Genomic DNA, 18,688 nt, shown 5'->3' with positions numbered 1-18,688 from the left:
TTTTTTATATTTAACGGAATTAAGTTACCACAAATTTTCCTTTTTCATTATCAAAAATAATGTTTTCGTCTTTAAATAAAGTATTAAAAGTTCCATCAGAAATCAAATTGCAAGGTTGGTTTTGAAATATTTTCTCTGAAGTCATTACTACCATTTCATCACTTAACTGAATGGCTAAATCGATATCGTGAGTCGAAAATAGGATACATTTACCTGTTTCTTTTGTGAGTTTTTTTAGTAATTTAAAAAGTGATACTTTATGCAATAAATCTAAATGTGTGGTGGGTTCGTCTAGAATAATAAGTGGCGTATCTTGTGCCAAAGCTCTTGCCACTAATACTTTTTGCAATTGCCCATCGCTAATTTCGAAATGTTTTTTGTCTGATAAATGGGCAATATTTGTGAGTTGTATGGCTTCGTTTATTTTCTGAATATCTGTGGTAGAGAGTTTTCCAATCCAATTTGTATATGGCTGTCTTCCTAGTGCTACTAATTCGTAAACAGTCAAATTACTTGGCGGTAATTTTTCGGTGAGAACTAGACTTAAGTTTTGAGCCAATGTGTGGTTGTCATAACTTTCGATCAACTTGTTATTTAAAAAAACATTTCCAGAAATAGGTTTCTGAATTCCTGTTAATGTTCGTAATAATGTAGATTTTCCTATCCCGTTTGCTCCAATTAATGTAATGAGTTTGCCTTCCTGAAAATTTAAATTAAGGTTTTTAGCAATTACAATTGTTGTGTTTTTTGCTTTGTAACCAATACTTAAATTTGAAGTAGACAGGATGTTTTTCTTATTCATAATGTGTTTTATTTTTCTTAAATCACATTTACTTCGGCTTCAATACTAATACCAAACATTTCAAAAACTGTTTTTTGTATATCTTCAGATACATTTAGGATTTCTTGTCCAGTTGCATTGCCATAATTAACTAAAACTAAGGCTTGGTTTTTGTGTATTCCTGCATCACCAAAACGTTTTCCTTTGAAACCTGCTTGCTCTATTAGCCAACCTGCTGGAACTTTTACTTGGGTATCGGAAATTTCGTAAAATTTCATTTCTGGAAATTTTTTATGAATAGGCTCAAATTCAGATTTTAATACGATTGGATTTTTAAAAAAACTTCCGCTATTTCCTAATACTTTCGGATCAGGCAATTTGCTCTGACGAATGGTAATTATAGCGTTTGAAACATCTATTAAACTTGGCGTTTCGATATTTTTATTGGCTAATTCTAATTTGATATCGCCATAGGAAATGTTTATTTTGTGTTCTTTTTTTGTTAATTTATAAATTACCGACGTAATTATATATTGGTCTTTTGCTTCGTGTTTAAAAACACTTTCCCTATAACCAAAATGACATTCGGTATTTGTAAAAATTTTCATTTCTTGAGTGGCAATATTCATTGCTTTGCAGGAAACAAAAGTGTCCTTTATTTCGGCTCCGTAAGCGCCTATGTTTTGTACAGGTGTTGTACCTACATTGCCCGGAATAAGTGACATATTTTCTAATCCGCCAAAATTTTGATTGATGGTCCAGAGTACAAATTCGTGCCAATTCTCGCCAGCTTGGCTTTCTAACCAAACAAAATTATCATCTTCTTGTATGATTTTTTTGCCTTTTAAATCGATGTGAATAACCAACGCATCTATATCTTTTGTGAGCAACATATTGCTTCCGCCGCCTAAAATAAATTTTTTTTCTGTTTGATTTTCTTTTAAAATTATTTGTAAATCATCAACAGAATGTACTGCTACAAATTGTTTAGCTTTGGCATCGATACCAAAAGTGTTGTGCTTTTTTAGAGAAAAATTAGAAATTATAGTCATAAATAAGTCAAAAGTTTAAAAGTCGAAAAGCCATAAAGTATAAGATTGTACTTTTATTAAAAACAAAAATAGTTTAAAGAATTGAAAAATATAACTGATAAGGGCTAAAATTATAAAACCTTACTAAATTGGTGCTGTTTTTCGATATGCGGACATTATGACTTTTCGCCTTTTAAACTTTTGAGTTTATATAAATTTCTGAAAATATTTTTTTTGCCAAATATGCAACATAAACAAAGGCATAATGTAAGGGATTATTTTTTTGTCCCCTTTTTCAATTTGTTCGACAATTTTTTTTCCGTTTAAATTTTCTAAAAAAGGCATGCTAAAAATTTCACTTTTTGCAAAATTTCGCAATTCTTCCTTAAACTTATCATTAGATAATAATTGGTTCTCCCAAGGTACGCTAAGCCCAATTTTCCTGAAATTAAGAATATCTTGGGGGAGTTTGTCTTGCATGGTATTTTTTAAGATGTATTTTCCTTTTTTTCCAGAAAACAACCAGTTGTCATCTAAGGTTCCTAAACCAGCAACAAGTCGTTGGTCTAAAAATGGCTCACGACATTCGATAGATGCACCCATTGTACAGCGATCATTTCTGTCTAAAAGCGAACACATATAGGTATGCTGGTCAAAATATAACGCTTGCCTTTGCAGGCTATTAGGATACAATTCTTTCGCTTCGTTTAGGAGCTGATAACGGTATTCGTTTATTGGTTCTTTCTTTTCTCCATAAAATTCGTGAATATCATTTGGATAAACACTGGTACTATTAAAGAGTACTAAATCTGAATTATTTGTTATTTTTGAATATCGCAATAGCTTATTAAATCTTGGATTGTTATTTAAGAAATTGAAATTACTTAAGTAAGAAATTGCTTTTAGCAGGGTTGGCCGCCTTAAGGCTTTATAGCGAACATAGCCCCCCATAAGTTCGTCTGCTCCTTCGCCAGAGAGTAATACTTTTACTTTAGCGTTGGCTAATTTAGATACAGCAAGCAAATGTGGCTCGTTAAGGTGCATGAGAGGCTCGTCTTGAAAATAGGAAGATTCTAACAAACTATCGTAAAGCAAATCTCCTTCAACCTTCATAGAATTATATTCATAATTATATTCTTCTGTAATATTTTTTGCTAAATAAGACTCGTTGTGCTTTTCTTCAGAAAAACCAATATTGAAGGTTTGAATATTTTTGTAATCCTGATGGTATAACGATGATAATATAGAACCAGAATCTAAGCCGCCACTTAGCAAAACCCCAACAGGAACATCGCTAACCATACGGAGTCTTACAGATTCGAAAAAAGTTTCTTCGAACCATTTTTTTGGATTTGCAATTGTTTCGTGGTTTTGTATTTCTTCTTTCAGATTCCACCATTTTGTAGTTTTAGAGTTTCCGTTTTCGTAAATAGTCATGTAGTGTCCTGGCAAAATCTTGTTTACATGATTGTATAAGGTATTTTCGCCTGCTACAAATCTGTTGAAGAAATACTCTTCTAAACCGCTTTCTGATATTTGTATAGGAATTCCTGCTGCAAAAAGTGCTTTCTGCTCTGAAGCAAAATACAAAGTGCTTTGGTATAACGAATAATATAAAGGCTTCACCCCCATTCTGTCTCTAGCCAAAACTAGTTTTTTTTGTTCTTTGTCCCAAATAGCAAAGGCAAACATTCCGTTTAGTCTAGGTAATATTTCTAGACCATACAATTCGTATAGTTTGAGTAAAACTTCGGTATCCGAATCGGATTTTAGTGCAACTCCTTTATCTTTTAATTCAGCATAAAAGTCTTTGTAATTGTATATTTCTCCATTAAACACAATAACATATCGTCCGTTTTCAGAATAAAAAGGCTGATGCCCTGCCGATGAAGTATCGATAATAGCCAATCGTCTGTGCCCCAACCCTATATTTTTTTCGATAAAAATACCAGCATCGTCCGGGCCGCGATGTGCTAGAACATCACGCATTTTTACCAGTTGATTTTTATCGACCAATTTGCTACTAAGATGCAATATTCCGTTTATACCACACATAAATTAAATAGATTTTTGGTTTATTAATTGATGGTATTTGTCTGCTATTATTTTCATATTAACAGCATAATTTGCGTTTTTTTCTACAAATTTTCTGTTTTCTAAAACGGCTTTTTGTCTGATTTCGGTATTTTTAAAAGCCCAAATAATTTCTTCAGCTAACTGCTTAGTGTTTTCAGAGGCTACTAAAATTCCGTTTTCTTTTTGTGTAATCCAGCTTCTGTTTCCAGGTAAATCAGTCACAATTGGAAAACAGCCACAAGCCATAGCTTCGAATAATGATGCCGAAACGCCTTCGGTTGTTGGCATACTGATATAAATATTGGCGTTTTGCAATAATTGTGGCAAGTCGTTGTTGCTAATTAGTCCCGTAAATGTTACGTGTTCTTCAATTTTTAATTCTTTAGCCCGTAGTTTTAAGCTTTTTAATAAAATCCCATCGCCAACAATGGTTAATTCGAATGGAATGTGTTGTTTTTTTAGTATTGCAAAAGCTTTCAAAATTAAGTCATGCTTATATTCTGCTAGTAACGATCGTGTTACAATTGCTTTAATATATGGTTTGTTGCAATTTTCTTGGTATTGGAAACGAGTTAAATTTATTCCTTTTGGTAAAACCAAAATTCTAGCCCTATCTACATGGCATTTTTGCATATTTGCTACCATAACACCGCCCCAAGCATGTATCAAATCAGCTTTTTTAAACGCATAGTCCTGAATTATTTTTTTAAACGGATACAATGGTGAATTTAGAGGCCATAAGTCTGTTATTCCTTGTTGTGCAATAACTACTGGTTCTATTCCTGAAAGCGCAGCAAGAAATCCGTAACTAGTGGTCCTTTCGGCAATAACCATATTGGCATTAAATTTTCGAGCAATACTTTTTATGGTTACAAATGTTCTAGCTAATTCTATTAATCTTTTTAGCCTAGAGATACCAGAACTTCGTGTTTTTAACTCCCAGGTTACAATTTCGAAATCACCAAATTCCTTCAAGCCATTCATCCAAGTTATGGCGTCGGCTCTATAGGTTTCTCCAAGAAAAAGAATTCGTTTTTTTTGCATTGTACTATTTTATTCTTCGGTTTCTAGAGCCCTGTTTAAAAACTCATTTAACGGTTTTAGCGCAATTAGTTTTTGAGCTATTTTTTTAGAAAAATCTTTGTCTAAAAAGAACTTATCATCAATTTTTTGAGAACAAGTATAGCTTTTTAGCTTTAAAAATTCGATAGCAGGATGATTGGGTTCATACCCTTTTGGTGCTTTTTTTAACAAATTACTATCTTCTCGAGTAATGGCTACGAATTGTTTTTTGAAAATCGAATTGTTTACAATGGCTTCTAAATCATCATAAAAAAAAGCAATTTCTTTCCTAATACTTTTTAGTTCATTGGCTTCGGGACACCAAACACCACCGGCAATAAAGGAACTTCCTTTTTCGAAATGAATATAATAACCAGGACTGTTTTTTCGGTTTCTATTAGTACTTAGCCAAAGTGCAATATTGGTTTTGTAGGGTTGCTTGTCTTTAGAAAATCGAATATCACGATTGATGCGAAAAGTGCAATTCTTAATTTCTAATAAATCTAACGATTTGTCTAAAGGTTTCATTTCTTGTAAAACAGATGCAATAAACTGATGATAATCTTTTTTGTAACTTTCGTATCGTTTTTTGTTGGCATGCATCCATTCTGTGTTGTTATTGGCTTTTAAATCGTCAATAAACTGAATGGCTTCTTTGGTAATCATTTTACAAATGTTTTTTTAAGTCTTCTTCTGTAATATAACCTATGTTTCGCCATATTTCTTTCCCATTCTCATAAAGTATAATTACTGGTAAACCATCAAGTTTTAAAGCCTCTACAAGGGTTTTATTTTTATCGGCATCTAGCCTTACAATATTTACTTTGTCTTTCATTTCATCTTGCATCTTGATGATATATGGACTCATTTTTTTGCAAGGTGCGCACCATTCTGCATAAAAATTAACCATTACTTTTTTGTTCGATTTTAATAACTCATTAAATTCTTGATTGCACATTCCTATAATTTTATTATTTGGTTGTGCCATTCCGCTAGCGTTCCATTTCATCATACCACCGTCTAGGTTGTATATGGTTGTAAAACCCAATTGTGCAAGTTTATCTGCCGCCTGTGCACTTCTTCCTCCTACTTTGCAATATACAAAAACGGGTTTTGTTTTGTCGTATTTTTCTACTTCCAAAACAAAGCTTGTGGCGTTCCAGTTTACGTTTGTAGCGTCTCCAATATGCTCGACAGCATATTCTTGTGGCGTTCGAACATCTAGTAATTGAGGGTTTTTTGTGGTTTGCAATTTTTGAGCAAAAGCCTTTACATCGATTGTTTGTATGGCTTTTTCTGTTTGTCCTTTACAACTTATAAATAGTAAACTTATAAATAGAATAGAAATTATTTTTTTCATTTTTATTTTTTTAGCTAATATAACAATTAAAGATTAAATATCTTATAACTTTGGTGGGTCATTTTTACAATATTTTCTGTTCGCTGGGAATGTGTATCGGAAATAAACAACTGTCCAAAATCATCATTATTTACCATTGCTACAATTTTTTCGACACGAGTTTCGTCTAGTTTATCAAAAATATCGTCGAAAAGTAAAATAGGTTTTTCCCCACTTTGTTTTTTTACAAATTCAAATTGAGCTAATTTTAAAGCAATCAGAAAAGATTTCTGTTGTCCCTGAGAACCAAATTTTTTAATAGGGTAATGTGCTATATTAAAAGACAAATCGTCTTTATGCACCCCAACACTTGTATATTGTAAGGACCTGTCTTTATTAATATTTTCTTGCAAAAGCGATAATAAATCTTGTTTTTCTAACTGACTTTCGTATTCTAATTGCACGGTTTCGGCCGAATTAGAAATGTTTTGATAAAATGAATTAAAAATGGGAATAAAATCGTTTAAAAATTGTTTTCTTTTTTCGAAAATACTTTGCCCCAAATCATTTAATTGTTCGTTATAAATATCTAAAGTTCCTGTTTCAAAAACACGGTTTACCGCAAAATATTTAAGCAATGCATTGCGCTGACTTAATACTTTTTGGTACAAAATTAACCCCTGTAAATATTGATTATCTAATTGAGAAATTACACTATCTATGAATTTTCGTCTAGTTTCGCTTCCTTCTCGAATAAGATCGGCATCGGTTGGAGAAATAATTACTAATGGTATAAATCCTAAATGATCAGAAAACTTTTCGTATATTTTTCCGTTGCGCTTCAATATTTTTTTTTGTCCTTTTTTTAAACTGCAAAGAATATTTTCTGATCTTTCTTGTTTGTCGAATTCGCCATCAATCACAAAAAAATCTTCATCGTGTTTTATATTTTGAACGGCCAACGTATTAAAATAGCTTTTCCCGAAAGACAAATGATAAATTGCATCGAGTACGTTTGTTTTTCCAACACCATTTTTACCCACGAAACAATTTATTTTATGCTCGAAATTGAAACTAGTGTCGCTAAAATTTTTAAAATTAAATAATGAGATTTTTTTTAGATACATATAATAATAGGAATGCCTTTTTAATAAAGTTAGACACGATTGCAAGTTATGAGTTTTAAACTCTAAAACGCTTATTTTTTTATTTTTTACACCAATGAAATATCAAAAATAAACAAAAATAGTTTCGCACAAGACTTTCATATTATGACATTGCAAATTTCGACTTTTGGGCAATATATTTTGGTGCATTTCAATTAGGATTGTAAATTATTAAAAATAACAGTCAAACAGCTTTTATTTATGAATAAAAATTTTATTTTTGCAACTCATTAAATTAAATTATAAATGGCAACTTACAATAAAAGAGGATATAAAGCTCCAAAACCTGAAGAAGAAAAAGTAGAAACTGACGTAAATGATATTGAAAACGAAATTAATATTGATGAAAAAGACAGCGCAACTGCTGGCGTTTTTAATACATTAGACGAAACTGCTTCAAGAACAGAAGAATTTGTGGCAAAAAATCAGAATATCATTTTATCTATTGTAGGCGGCATTGCCTTACTAACAGCCGGATATTTATTATACAATAAATTTGTTTCTGGGCCAAAAGAAAGCGAAGCAGCAAGTGATATGTTCCAAGCGCAACAATACTTTAAGAAAGCCGTAGAAGGAACTGCAAGCGATTCATTATATAATTTAGCGCTAAACGGAGGCGATGGAAAACAAGGTTTTCTAGACATCATCAAATCACACTCAGGTACTGATGCAGGAAACTTAGCAGAATATTATGCCGGAATGGCTTTACTAAACACAAAGAAATTTCAAGCTGCAATAGATCATTTAGCAAATTTTAAATCTGATGATGCTTTTACAAACGCCATAGCAATTGGAGCAACAGGAGATGCGTATTCAGAATTAAAAAAGCCAGAACAAGCTTTAGAGTTTTATATAAAAGCAGCAGAAAGTAATAAAAATGATGTTACAACACCACGTTTTTTACTAAAAGCAGGACAAACAGCCATGTCTTTGGGCAAAAAAGCAGATGCCTTAAAATATTTTACAGATATTAAAGATAATTTTGAAGCAACACCAGAAGCACAAAATATAGATGCGTTAATAGGAATGACACAATAAATTCAATTAAAAATTAAAAGTATTTATATTAATTTTTAATTCGTAACTTTTTAATTTTTAACTGACAAAGATGGCTACAGCAAATAAAAACTTATCTAATTATGATAAAAACACAATCCCAAACGCGAAAAATTTTCGGTTTGGGATTGTTATTTCAGAATGGAACGATCACATTACCGAAGGATTATATTCAGGTGTAATTGAAGCACTAACAGATTGTGGTGCACTACACAAAAACATTATCCGCTGGAATGTTCCAGGAAGTTTCGAGCTCATTTACGGAGCAAAAAAAATGATTGAAACCCAAAAACCTGATGTAGTAATTACAATAGGTTGCGTAATAAAAGGAGAAACTATGCACTTCGAGTTTGTCTGCGAAGGCGTAACACAAGGCATAAAAGATTTAAATGTTTTATCTGACATACCTACTATTTTCTGTTTATTAACAGATAATACCGAACAACAATCTATAGACAGAAGCGGAGGAATACACGGAAACAAAGGCACAGAAGCTGCGATTGCCGCTATAAAAATGGCCTATTTAAGAGAACAGGCTAATTTGGGTTTTCACCAAAGTGATAAATTACTAAAGACAAATCAGTTGCAAATAGAAGGCTTACCTTTAAAAATTCAAGAGTAAATCCTTTATTATTGACGGGTTTTAAAATAGTGAGTTTTTTACTCACTATTTTAAAACACAAACACATAGGAACATAAAAAAGAGCTACACAAACCTATACTTTGCTCACAAGGCTATGCTTTACTAGAACTAAAGTAAAACAAAACCTAATACAAATATATGATTATACTATGCCATTAAAACAAATTAAATTACAGCCAATATTATTACAAACCCTCTAACAATCAAACAAAACGGCTCGAGGATAAAAAACACAGAAAACATAATATAAAAAAAGTCCAAAACTAAGTTTTGGACTTTTTTTTGTAGCGAAAACGGGAGTTGAACCCGTGACCTCAGGGTTATGAATCCTGCGCTCTAACCGACTGAGCTATCTCGCCATTTATTTAGTTTTACATATCTCAATGCGGGTGCAAATATAACACTATATTTAAAAACCACAAACATTTTTGATAAAAATTTTTATTAAAAAAGATTTTTTTATCAAACCATAATTATATACATTAGACCCAAATTATAAACTATGCAAAATAAAATACGCTACGAATTAGAATTCCCTATAAACTCGTCTCCGCAGTTGTTATACCAATACATATCAACTCCTTCTGGACTACAAGAATGGTTTGCAGATAATGTAAACTCACGTGGCGAATTTTACACCTTTATTTGGAATGACTCCGAAGAAAAAGCAAGATTATATTCTAAAAAAACTGGAGAAAAAATTAAGTTCAAATGGATGGACAACGATAATAAAGATACAGAATATTATTTTGAGCTAAAAATCCTTGTTGACGAAATTACGAAAGATGTTTCTCTTATGATTGTAGATTATGCTGAGCCAAATGACATACAAGAATCGAAATTGTTGTGGGAAAATCAAATTTCAGATTTAAAACATGTTATAGGATCTGTGTAGTTTCTAAAAGATATTAAACTTATATTTGCACTGAATTTTTCAGATCTTTTTTATATGCAAAATAATCGTGCGTTTTTATATGGTGATGCAGTTTTTGAAACTGTCAAGATTTTAGACAATAAAATTCTATTTTTAGAAGATCATTATTTTCGATTAATGTCTTCTATGCGAATTTTAAGAATGGAAATCCCTATGAATTTCACCATGGAATTCTTTGAAGGCGAACTGTTATCTAAAGCAAAAGAAGAGAACGTTCAAGCATCGGGTAGAGCTAGAATTACTGTTTTTAGAAAAGATGGCGGTTATTACTTACCCGAAAACAACAATGTAGCTTATGATATTTCAGTTTCTAAAATTGAAAAACCGCTTTACGCAATTCAAAAAGCAAATTATGAAGTCGATTTATATAAAGATTTTTATATCTCGAAACAGCTATTTTCTACACTGAAAACAACAAACAAACTAATCAATATTACAGGAAGTATTTACGCAAACGAAAATGGCTTAGATAATTGCATTCTAATTAATGAAGATAAGAATGTAATCGAAGCTTTAAACGGGAATATTTTTATGCTAAAAGAAGGGGTTTTATATACCCCTCCAATTTCTGAAGGTTGCTTAAATGGTATCATGCGAAAGCAAATTTTATCTTTAGCAAAAACGATTGAAAATATTGAAATTACTGAAGCGGTAATTTCCCCTTTCGATTTGCAAAAAGCAGACGAATTGTTTATTACAAATGTAATTACTGGTATTCAGCCCATAACAAAATACCGAAAAAAAGAGTTTCAGTCTAGTATTGCAGCTCAACTAATTACAAAGTTAAATGCAAAAATTAGATTAGGCTAGTTTAAAATGGGATTTTCGGGCGCATTAGACCATATTAAATAATCCCCCCCTTGTTCCTTTATTTTTTCACGCCACAAATCTGTTGATGATTTCCCTATAATTTTATTGTGAAGATTATTTTCAGAAATAATCCAAGAATTAGACTCTAACTCCTCTTGCAATTGGGCTGCATCCCAGCCCGAATATCCTAGGAAAAAGCGAATATTATTTTGAGTTATCTTTCCCTGATTAATTAAATCGCGAGTAGAATCGAAACACCCTCCCCAATAAATACCTTCAGCAATTTCGATACTATTGGGAATTAGCTGCGGGATATTGTGTATAAAATATAGATTATCTTGCTCGATAGGTCCTCCATTATACACCTTAAATCTTGCCGATATTTCAGGAATTAAATCGTTAATGGTATAACCCAAAGGTTTGTTTAAGATAAACCCAACAGACCCCTCACAGTTATGATCTGCTAGCAAAACTACCGATCTATTGAAAGATAAATCCCCTGTTATAGAAGGTTCTGCTACTAGCAAATGTCCTTTTTTTGGTTTTACAGCTATCATAATATTCTATTTTTATCTAAATTTAACAAATAATACACGTATAAACCAAATATAATCGTTAAAAAAATAAAAAAAAAGCCACGCAATGCGTAGCTTCTGTATTCTATAATAAAATATTATTTATTTACTGCTATTTCTAATTCAGCACCTGCTTTAAATTTCACTACGTTTTTAGCAGCAATTTTAATTGTTGCTCCTGTTTGTGGGTTTCTTCCGTCTCTTGCAGCTCTGTTAGATACAGACCAAGATCCAAATCCAACTAGAGAAACTCTTCCACCTTTTTGCAAAGTTTCTTCAATATTGCCTAAAAATGATTCTAAGGCTAATTTGGCAGCAGCTTTTGTAATTCCAGCTGAAGCTGACATTGCATCGATTAAATCTGATTTGTTCATAATAATTATATTAATGATTGGTTAATAATTTATACTTATACATACAAATTTAATAGGATTTCCTATTCTCACAACAGTTAAGCAAATTTTTTACTTGTTTTGTTGATAACTTTGTTTTTTTGTTGATAAATAGGCTTTTTTAATTTAAAAAAAAACAACTTACGCCTTTAAAATACCATAGCAAACTCAGAAAAAGTGAGCCCATTTAGTAATTCGTGAGCCATCATTTTCTTTTTTCCTGGAAATTGTAAAGACAATACCTGAATAAAACCGCCAAGAACTGCAATTTTTATTTCTTTCTTGGTCGTAATTACGCTTCCTATTGTGTAATCATGCAATAACACTTCTTGTTTTGTATCATATATTTTAATACTAAATTCTTGATCTGCATCTCGAAAGTTACACCAAGCCGAAGGATAAGGGCTTAAGCCTCGTATTAGATTATACACTTCGGTTATATTTTTTGTAAAATCTATTTTGCAATTGTCTCGATCTAGTTTGTATGCAGTTTTTATATCTGACGTATCTTCCTGAATTGTGGTGACCACATTACCATGGGCAATTTTATCTAAAGTTTCTAAAACTGCATCGCAGCCTAAAACCATCAATTTATCATGAAGGTCGCCTACGTTTTCAGATTCGGAAATTTCTAATTCTTTACTTAAAATCATGGCACCAGTATCTATTTTGTCATCAATAAAAAAAGTAGTAACCCCTGTTTTTGTTTCGCCATTTATAATGGCCCAATTTATAGGTGCTGCACCACGATAGTTTGGCAAAAGTGATGCGTGCAAATTAAACGTTCCTAGTTCTGGCATAGCCCAAACAACTTTAGGCAACATTCTAAAAGCAACTACAATGTGAAGATTTGCGTTTAACGATTTTAAGGCTAACAAAAAAGATTCGTCTTTCAAATTTGTTGGTTGTAATAAAGTGAGTTCCTTTTGTAAAGCATATTCCTTTACTGCCGAATATTTTATTTTCTGACCTCTTCCCGCAGGTTTATCGGCTGCGGTAATTACACCTACTATTTCGTGCTTGTTTTGTTTTGCAATGGCATCTAGAATTCCTACTGCAAATTCTGGGGTTCCCATAAAAACGATTCGTAATGCTTTCATCTGTATTTATTCTATTTATTTTTTATTGGAAGCTGAAATGCCTACCATATCCTTGTTAGTTTAATACTAATTATTGTGGCATTTTATCTTATTATATATTCATTTTTTGTATTGATGCTAATGATGTTATGTTCTAACAATTGCTGCAATATTTTTAATATTTCAGATTCTTCGACAGATAACATTGCGGTTAATGCTCTAGAATTCATTGGGTTTTTGGTCAATATCCTAATCATTTTAGCTCTAATTTCTTCCCTATTATGTGTTGCCTTTTTTTTATTGCTACAATAAGAACAAACGCCACAATCCTTAGTCGCTGTTTCTCCAAAATATTGTAAAAGTAATTTGCTTTTACAAGTATCTTTATTAGAAACGTAGTTTACAACTGATTGTAATTGTTGTTTTTTGACTAAATTTTGCTTTTCTAAATGTCTCGAAACTCGATTGATGGTTCTGTCGTCTTCACGAACTTCTAGAAATGTTATTTTAGATTCGTTTTTTTGTGAAAAATAAGCAACTATTTCCATTTTTTGCAATTTTTCTAACAAATTTAATACTTTAGCTTCGGTTGTATTTGATTTTTTTGCAATAAAATCGGTATTAATATTGGTTTGCAAATCGAAAATACCTGGATAAGTTCTTAAAATTATTGAAACAATTGGCTCGTCATCACGATTTAAACTAATATATCTAATAACTTCTTTAGATTCTATTAAAAATTGAACTTGTGCTTTCTCCGAAAATTCTTGCGAAAGAGAAATGATACTTTGCCGATCTAGAAACTGAAGTGCATTGTAGGTTTTTAATGTTGGTAATTTATAATAACTACAAAATTGATTCAAATTAAAAGAAAACTCTTCATTAATTCCTTCCCCATAAGCGATTCTGAGATAATTACAAAGTTTTACAAAAACATTTTTCAAGAAAACAGTATCTGGCAAAACAGCTATAAACTGGCTTTCGGCCATAATAATATCCGAGGGCGAACTTATTAAAACAGCAAAAGCTTTTTCTCCGTTTCGTCCTGCTCGTCCTGCTTCTTGGTAGTAACTTTCTAAATTTTCGGGTAAGTTAATATGTATAACTGTTTTTACATTGGGCTTATCAATCCCCATTCCGAAAGCACTAGTGGCTATCATAACGTTTTTTTCGTCCCGCATCCAAGAATTCATATTGGCCTCTTTTTCTTTTACTGATAGACCTGCATGATAAAAAGTAGTTTTATGCCCTAAAACTGATAAATGTGAAGCATATTCGTGACAATTTTTCCTGTTTCGTACATATATAATAGCCGATTCTGGATTTTTTTGTAAAATCTGATGTAGTTTATAAATTTTGTCTTCGGCAGGAATAATAAAATACCCTAAATTATCTCGGGCAAAGGATTGCTGAAAAACCTTTGGGTTTTCTAATCCTAATAATGTAATAATATCATCTTTTACTTGTGGCGTTGCCGATGCGGTGAGTGCTACAAATGGAGTTTTATTGAAATGAGATTTTAAGTTTTTAATTTTTAAATAAGAAGGTCTAAAATCGTGTCCCCATTGCGATACACAGTGTGCTTCATCGATAGCTATAAGCGAAATGGGTAAGGCTTTTATTCGCTCTAGAACCCAGTCTTGTTCTAATCTTTCGGGCGATAAATAGAGGAATTTGTAGTTGCCAAATTGACAATTGTCTAGTAAATTTATTAACTCATTAGCCTTTATAGCGCCTGTTAGTGCGATGGCTTTTATATTACGGGCTTGCAACTGATTTACTTGGTCTTTCATTAAGGCAACCAAAGGCGAAATTACTAGGCACAAACCATCATTAACCATAGCTGGAACTTGGAAACATAATGATTTTCCGCCACCAGTGGGCATGAGTCCGAAAGTGTCATTTCCTTCGAGAACAGATTGTATTATAGTGTCCTGAACGGGTCTAAAAGAATCGTAATGCCAATGTTTTTGAAGAATTTGTAATGCTCTTTGCATTTAAAATTTAGATTTTAGAGTTTAGACTTTAGATTTATTAAAATCTAAATTTGCTCTAAGATAAAAAGAATTCTATTATCTACACTATCTTTTGGGACTTCGATAAGATTGTAACCGTATTTTTGGTAAGTTTCTACAAGGTGATTGTAAATAAGTTTTGCTTGTTCGTAGCTTTCATATCGCTCATTATCAGAAACATATATATCTTCCCATGGTGGTAAAATAAATATTTTAGTATAAGTATTGCTACGACAAGCAGCATCAAAAAAAGAGGGATAACTATCGCCTATGTAGTGCATATAGGCTAGAATGTCTGGTATTCCTCGGTCAAGAAAAACAATGTCATGAGTTTCTGCTAGTGCGTTTTCGAACTGTTTTTTTCTTCCTTCTAGTAATAATTCGCTAAAAAGCAATGGTTTTTCTAGAAACAATTGTTCTATTCCTTCTTTTTTGGCCTCGAGAATAACTTCTCGAGAAATTTCTGGATAACAGCAATAACCTTTAGACAGTAGGCCATCTATGATTGTGGTTTTGCCTGTTCCTGGTCCTCCTATGATAACAACAATTTCTTTTTGCACTTTTTTAAAAAATAAGGCGCAAAGATAATTAAAAATTACGACCCGAGCAAAGCCAACCGGTAAGGTATTAAAATAATAGTATGGCTACCTTTAATGTGTACCTGTCTTTTTTTGGCATTACTTTTGCAGGTTAACACAAATTTTATAGATGCTATTGAAGAAATCTGTGTTGCTTTTTTGCGCCGTATTAGTAACGTACAGTCCTAAAATAATAGTGACTATCCTGAAATTAGAAAGATCTTCTTGGTGCTAAAACTAGCCAAGGGGGTAATACAAAATCCTAACTAGCCCTGACGCTGGAATTGTTGGAGCTCTTCGCATTTTTCTTGCGAAAGCGACTTCCAGCAGCAGGAATTGCGATTGCAAAAATACCCGAGTAATTCGCTTCAAAAAATCCTAATTTATAATGCTAAAATTGTATATTTGCTTTTCTTTTAAGTTGAATAATGGATAAGAAAATTGAAGAGTTCTACGAACGATTGAAAGTAGAATTAGATAATAGTAATAATTGGCCTGCGGAATATTTGTTTAAATTTATCGTGCCTACGGTAGATGACAATGTAATGCGTGTTGAAAATGCTTTTGATTGTATGGGGGCAGTAATAAAAACAACCAAATCTAAAACGGGCAAATTTACCAGTGTTTCTGTAGATGTTACTATGAAAAATGCCGATGAAATAATTGCTAAATACCAAGAAGTAGGTACTATAAAAGGTATCGTTTCCCTGTAAATATGAATATAAAATATACAAAAGAAATTGCTGGCGATGTGGTGCAAAATTTAGAATATAATTCTGAAAGAAAGCCTCTTATTATTCCTGAATACGGGAGGTATTTGCATGTTTTAGTAGATCAAGCTACGGCTATCGAGGATAGAGATGAGCGCAATAAAGCGGCAAAATACATTATATCGGTGATGGGGAATTTGAACCCACATTTGCGTGATGTGATAGATTTTCAGCATAAGTTATGGGATCAGATATTTATCATGTCTGATTTTAAATTAGAGGTAGATTCTCCGTATCCTATCCCCTCGCGTGAGGTTTTAAAAATGCGCCCTGACCCTTTAAAATACCCTCAAAATTTTCCTAAATATCGTTTTTACGGAAACAATATTAAGTATATGATTGATGTGGCAAACAAATGGGAAGAAGGCGAACTAAAAAACGCTTTGTGCAAAGTTATTGCTACGCACATGAAAAAATCTTATTTGAGCTGGAACAAAGATACAGTGACTGATGAAGTTATTTTTGAGCATTTATTAGAATTGTCTGACGGAAAAATAAACTTGACACAAAGCACAGAAGAGTTATTAAACTCTAATGATTTGATGCGGACTAACAAACGCATGTCTAACAAAATTCAGACAAACAATAATAATGGTAAACCAAAAATTGTAAAAAATGGTAAACCAATGATGAATAAAAATAATAACAGAAAACCAATATAAAAATTACAGAGGGTAAGTTTCAAATAGCAGATAACGGTCTGAAATCTGAAATCTAAAATCTGAAATCTAAAATTTAAAGATGGGCACATTCAAAATAGAAGGCGGTATCCGACTAAAAGGAGAAATCACACCACAAGGAGCAAAAAACGAAGCGTTGCAGGTTTTATGTCCAGCATTACTAACTTCGGAAAAAGTTAGGATAACTAATATTCCAGACATTATTGATGTAAATAAACTAATTGTTTTACTTGGAAATTTAGGTGTAAAAATTCAAAAAAATGGCCCTGGAGATTATACTTTTCAGGCTGATGAAGTAAATATAGATTATCTAAAAACCGAAGCTTTTAAAAAAGAAGGCGGTTCGCTTCGTGGTTCGATCATGATCGTTGGGCCTTTATTAGCAAGATTTGGTTGCGGCTATATTCCTAAACCAGGTGGAGATAAAATAGGGAGAAGACGTTTAGACACACACTTTGAAGGATTTATAAATCTTGGAGCTAAGTTTAGATACGAAAGAGAAGACCATTTTTATGGTGTAGAAGTTGATGGCAAACTAAAAGGTGCTTATATGCTACTCGACGAAGCATCGGTAACTGGAACCGCAAATATTGTAATGGCAGCTGTTCTTGCCCAAGGAATTACAACCATATACAATGCCGCTTGCGAACCTTACTTACAACAATTATGTAAGATGCTAAACTCGATGGGGGCAAAAATAACTGGCGTAGGATCTAACTTATTAACTATAGAAGGAGTAGATTCTCTTGGTGGTTGTGAGCATAGAATCTTACCAGACATGATCGAAATAGGCTCTTGGATTGGTCTTGCGGCTATGACAAGAAGCGAAATTACCATCAAAAATGTATCATGGGACAATTTAGGTATTATTCCAAATACTTTTAGAAAATTAGGAATTACTTTAGAAAAAAGAGGCGATGATATTTACATTCCTACACATGAGAACTATGAAATAAAAACCGATATTGATGGTTCGATTTTGACTATTGCCGATGCGCCTTGGCCAGGATTAACACCAGATTTATTAAGTATTATTCTTGTAGTGGCAACACAAGCAAAAGGGGATGTTTTGATACACCAAAAAATGTTCGAAAGTCGTTTGTTCTTCGTAGATAAACTAATAGATATGGGCGCAAAAATTATGCTTTGCGACCCGCACAGAGCTGTTATTATGGGACATGATTTCGAATCGCAACTCAAAGCAACCACAATGTCATCGCCAGATATTAGAGCCGGAATTTCGTTGCTAATCGCTGCACTTACTGCAAAAGGAACCAGTATTATACAAAACATCGAACAAATAGATCGTGGTTACGAGCGTATAGATGAACGCTTAAGAGCCATAGGCGCAAATATTGTAAGAGAATAAATAAATTTAAACCGATTGAAAGATTTAGACATCAACCTAATACCATTTAAAGTTTAAATTTACTGGGATAAAAAAACATACAGTTTGTCATTCCGAGGAACGAGGAATCTCATCAAGTTATTCAAATTATGAGATTCCTCGTTCCTCGGAATGACAACATCCTCAATAAATATTCCAGTATTTTTAAAGCTAAATTGGTATAATATTTAGGTCTGTTTTTTTAGACTATTTTATAATTATATGAAACTTTACAGCTAATAAAATTTATTCGAGGTGTTTATTTATGTGACCTAAAAAAGTATAGCAGTTTTCGCAAAACGCCCAAGTATAAG

Annotated in this window: 19 protein-coding genes and 1 tRNA gene; 7 read left to right on the top strand and 13 right to left on the bottom strand. The window is 32.4% G+C overall.

What is annotated here, in order from left to right; genetic code table 11:
• Nucleotides 1–19 precede the first annotated feature (19 nt).
• The 7 genes from B0A57_RS06130 to recF all read right to left on the bottom strand — a co-directional run bounded on the left by B0A57_RS06130 (nt 20) and on the right by recF (nt 7,416).
• Nucleotides 20–802 carry an ABC transporter ATP-binding protein gene (locus tag B0A57_RS06130; RefSeq protein ID WP_034098780.1) on the bottom strand — a complete coding sequence of 261 codons (783 nt, stop codon included), beginning with the start codon at nt 800–802 and terminating at the stop codon, nt 20–22.
• A 17-nt stretch (nt 803–819) separates the two neighbouring features.
• Nucleotides 820–1,833: a UDP-N-acetylmuramate dehydrogenase gene (gene murB, locus B0A57_RS06125; RefSeq protein ID WP_034098781.1), complete on the bottom strand. Its 1,014-nt coding sequence runs from the start codon at nt 1,831–1,833 to the stop codon at nt 820–822.
• Between the two features lie 186 nt (nt 1,834–2,019).
• Nucleotides 2,020–3,867 carry an asparagine synthase (glutamine-hydrolyzing) gene (gene asnB, locus B0A57_RS06120; RefSeq protein WP_034098782.1) on the bottom strand — a complete coding sequence of 616 codons (1,848 nt, stop codon included), beginning with the start codon at nt 3,865–3,867 and terminating at the stop codon, nt 2,020–2,022.
• A gap of 3 nt (nt 3,868–3,870) precedes the next feature.
• Nucleotides 3,871–4,932, bottom strand: coding sequence for a glycosyltransferase (locus B0A57_RS06115; protein WP_034098783.1), 1,062 nt, complete (start codon nt 4,930–4,932; stop codon nt 3,871–3,873).
• Nucleotides 4,933–4,941: 9 nt separating this feature from the next.
• Nucleotides 4,942–5,616 (bottom strand): DUF2461 domain-containing protein, encoded by a 675-nt coding sequence (locus tag B0A57_RS06110; protein ID WP_011964100.1) that lies wholly within the window; start codon nt 5,614–5,616, stop codon nt 4,942–4,944.
• Nucleotide 5,617: 1 nt separating this feature from the next.
• Nucleotides 5,618–6,310: a thioredoxin domain-containing protein gene (locus B0A57_RS06105; protein WP_011964101.1), complete on the bottom strand. Its 693-nt coding sequence runs from the start codon at nt 6,308–6,310 to the stop codon at nt 5,618–5,620.
• 26 nt (nt 6,311–6,336) lie between these two features.
• Complete coding sequence (recF, locus tag B0A57_RS06100; protein ID WP_034098784.1) at nt 6,337–7,416, bottom strand: DNA replication/repair protein RecF; 1,080 nt, start codon at nt 7,414–7,416, stop codon at nt 6,337–6,339.
• Nucleotides 7,417–7,701: 285 nt separating this feature from the next.
• On the opposite strand from recF, the gene B0A57_RS06095 reads away from it, so the two are divergent.
• Both B0A57_RS06095 and ribH read left to right on the top strand, forming a co-directional pair.
• Complete coding sequence (locus B0A57_RS06095; RefSeq protein ID WP_011964103.1) at nt 7,702–8,493, top strand: tetratricopeptide repeat protein; 792 nt, start codon at nt 7,702–7,704, stop codon at nt 8,491–8,493.
• 70 nt (nt 8,494–8,563) lie between these two features.
• Nucleotides 8,564–9,133, top strand: a complete 570-nt coding sequence (gene ribH, locus B0A57_RS06090) for a 6,7-dimethyl-8-ribityllumazine synthase (protein ID WP_034098785.1) — start codon at nt 8,564–8,566, stop codon at nt 9,131–9,133.
• Nucleotides 9,134–9,439: 306 nt separating this feature from the next.
• Here the strand turns inward: ribH and B0A57_RS06085 are convergent.
• Nucleotides 9,440–9,513 (bottom strand) — tRNA-Met (locus B0A57_RS06085).
• Nucleotides 9,514–9,656: 143 nt separating this feature from the next.
• Here B0A57_RS06085 and B0A57_RS06080 point away from each other — a divergent pair.
• Together B0A57_RS06080 and B0A57_RS06075 are read left to right on the top strand one after the other, a co-directional pair.
• Complete coding sequence (locus tag B0A57_RS06080) at nt 9,657–10,049, top strand: START-like domain-containing protein (RefSeq protein ID WP_011964105.1); 393 nt, start codon at nt 9,657–9,659, stop codon at nt 10,047–10,049.
• A 54-nt stretch (nt 10,050–10,103) separates the two neighbouring features.
• Nucleotides 10,104–10,898, top strand: coding sequence for an aminotransferase class IV (locus tag B0A57_RS06075; protein WP_011964106.1), 795 nt, complete (start codon nt 10,104–10,106; stop codon nt 10,896–10,898).
• On the opposite strand, the gene B0A57_RS06070 is transcribed toward B0A57_RS06075, so the two are convergent.
• The 5 genes from B0A57_RS06070 to B0A57_RS06050 form a co-directional block, all read right to left on the bottom strand.
• Complete coding sequence (locus B0A57_RS06070) at nt 10,895–11,455, bottom strand: YqgE/AlgH family protein (protein WP_011964107.1); 561 nt, start codon at nt 11,453–11,455, stop codon at nt 10,895–10,897. The two genes, B0A57_RS06075 and B0A57_RS06070, sit on opposite strands and share 4 nt — an antisense overlap.
• 116 nt (nt 11,456–11,571) lie before the next feature.
• Nucleotides 11,572–11,847 carry an HU family DNA-binding protein gene (locus B0A57_RS06065; protein WP_011964108.1) on the bottom strand — a complete coding sequence of 92 codons (276 nt, stop codon included), beginning with the start codon at nt 11,845–11,847 and terminating at the stop codon, nt 11,572–11,574.
• Nucleotides 11,848–12,014: 167 nt separating this feature from the next.
• Nucleotides 12,015–12,965 carry a methionyl-tRNA formyltransferase gene (gene fmt, locus B0A57_RS06060; RefSeq protein ID WP_038466723.1) on the bottom strand — a complete coding sequence of 317 codons (951 nt, stop codon included), beginning with the start codon at nt 12,963–12,965 and terminating at the stop codon, nt 12,015–12,017.
• Nucleotides 12,966–13,048: 83 nt separating this feature from the next.
• Complete coding sequence (locus B0A57_RS06055) at nt 13,049–14,941, bottom strand: RecQ family ATP-dependent DNA helicase (protein WP_034098789.1); 1,893 nt, start codon at nt 14,939–14,941, stop codon at nt 13,049–13,051.
• A gap of 44 nt (nt 14,942–14,985) precedes the next feature.
• Complete coding sequence (locus tag B0A57_RS06050) at nt 14,986–15,519, bottom strand: AAA family ATPase (protein WP_011964111.1); 534 nt, start codon at nt 15,517–15,519, stop codon at nt 14,986–14,988.
• Nucleotides 15,520–15,965: 446 nt separating this feature from the next.
• Between B0A57_RS06050 and B0A57_RS06045 the strand changes: the two genes are divergently transcribed.
• The 3 genes from B0A57_RS06045 to murA all read left to right on the top strand — a co-directional run bounded on the left by B0A57_RS06045 (nt 15,966) and on the right by murA (nt 18,356).
• Entirely contained in the window at nt 15,966–16,250 is a 285-nt protein-coding gene (locus B0A57_RS06045) for a DUF493 family protein (RefSeq protein ID WP_011964112.1), read from the top strand.
• Between the two features lie 2 nt (nt 16,251–16,252).
• A complete protein-coding gene (locus B0A57_RS06040; RefSeq protein WP_011964113.1) occupies nt 16,253–16,969 on the top strand; it encodes a DUF4290 domain-containing protein in 717 nt (238 codons plus the stop codon).
• A gap of 79 nt (nt 16,970–17,048) precedes the next feature.
• A complete protein-coding gene (murA, locus tag B0A57_RS06035; RefSeq protein ID WP_011964114.1) occupies nt 17,049–18,356 on the top strand; it encodes a UDP-N-acetylglucosamine 1-carboxyvinyltransferase in 1,308 nt (435 codons plus the stop codon).
• Nucleotides 18,357–18,688: the final 332 nt, after the last annotated feature.

This window comes from Flavobacterium psychrophilum DSM 3660 = ATCC 49418 (genome assembly GCF_002217405.1).
In the GTDB taxonomy this organism is placed as follows: Bacteria; Bacteroidota; Bacteroidia; order Flavobacteriales; family Flavobacteriaceae; genus Flavobacterium; species Flavobacterium psychrophilum.
This window is presented reverse-complemented; position numbering and strand designations above follow the sequence as displayed.

Excerpts from the sequence above, each read along its gene's own strand:
- B0A57_RS06130 (WP_034098780.1), bottom strand. The coding sequence starts at position 802 with ATGAATAAGAAAAACATCCTGTCTACTTCAAATTTAAGTATTGGTTAC.
- murB (WP_034098781.1), bottom strand. The coding sequence starts at position 1,833 with ATGACTATAATTTCTAATTTTTCTCTAAAAAAGCACAACACTTTTGGT.
- asnB (WP_034098782.1), bottom strand. The coding sequence starts at position 3,867 with ATGTGTGGTATAAACGGAATATTGCATCTTAGTAGCAAATTGGTCGAT.
- B0A57_RS06115 (WP_034098783.1), bottom strand. The coding sequence starts at position 4,932 with ATGCAAAAAAAACGAATTCTTTTTCTTGGAGAAACCTATAGAGCCGAC.
- B0A57_RS06110 (WP_011964100.1), bottom strand. The coding sequence starts at position 5,616 with ATGATTACCAAAGAAGCCATTCAGTTTATTGACGATTTAAAAGCCAAT.
- B0A57_RS06105 (WP_011964101.1), bottom strand. The coding sequence starts at position 6,310 with ATGAAAAAAATAATTTCTATTCTATTTATAAGTTTACTATTTATAAGT.
- recF (WP_034098784.1), bottom strand. The coding sequence starts at position 7,416 with ATGTATCTAAAAAAAATCTCATTATTTAATTTTAAAAATTTTAGCGAC.
- B0A57_RS06095 (WP_011964103.1), top strand. The coding sequence starts at position 7,702 with ATGGCAACTTACAATAAAAGAGGATATAAAGCTCCAAAACCTGAAGAA.
- ribH (WP_034098785.1), top strand. The coding sequence starts at position 8,564 with ATGGCTACAGCAAATAAAAACTTATCTAATTATGATAAAAACACAATC.
- B0A57_RS06080 (WP_011964105.1), top strand. The coding sequence starts at position 9,657 with ATGCAAAATAAAATACGCTACGAATTAGAATTCCCTATAAACTCGTCT.
- B0A57_RS06075 (WP_011964106.1), top strand. The coding sequence starts at position 10,104 with ATGCAAAATAATCGTGCGTTTTTATATGGTGATGCAGTTTTTGAAACT.
- B0A57_RS06070 (WP_011964107.1), bottom strand. The coding sequence starts at position 11,455 with ATGATAGCTGTAAAACCAAAAAAAGGACATTTGCTAGTAGCAGAACCT.
- B0A57_RS06065 (WP_011964108.1), bottom strand. The coding sequence starts at position 11,847 with ATGAACAAATCAGATTTAATCGATGCAATGTCAGCTTCAGCTGGAATT.
- fmt (WP_038466723.1), bottom strand. The coding sequence starts at position 12,965 with ATGAAAGCATTACGAATCGTTTTTATGGGAACCCCAGAATTTGCAGTA.
- B0A57_RS06055 (WP_034098789.1), bottom strand. The coding sequence starts at position 14,941 with ATGCAAAGAGCATTACAAATTCTTCAAAAACATTGGCATTACGATTCT.
- B0A57_RS06045 (WP_011964112.1), top strand. The coding sequence starts at position 15,966 with ATGGATAAGAAAATTGAAGAGTTCTACGAACGATTGAAAGTAGAATTA.
- B0A57_RS06040 (WP_011964113.1), top strand. The coding sequence starts at position 16,253 with ATGAATATAAAATATACAAAAGAAATTGCTGGCGATGTGGTGCAAAAT.
- murA (WP_011964114.1), top strand. The coding sequence starts at position 17,049 with ATGGGCACATTCAAAATAGAAGGCGGTATCCGACTAAAAGGAGAAATC.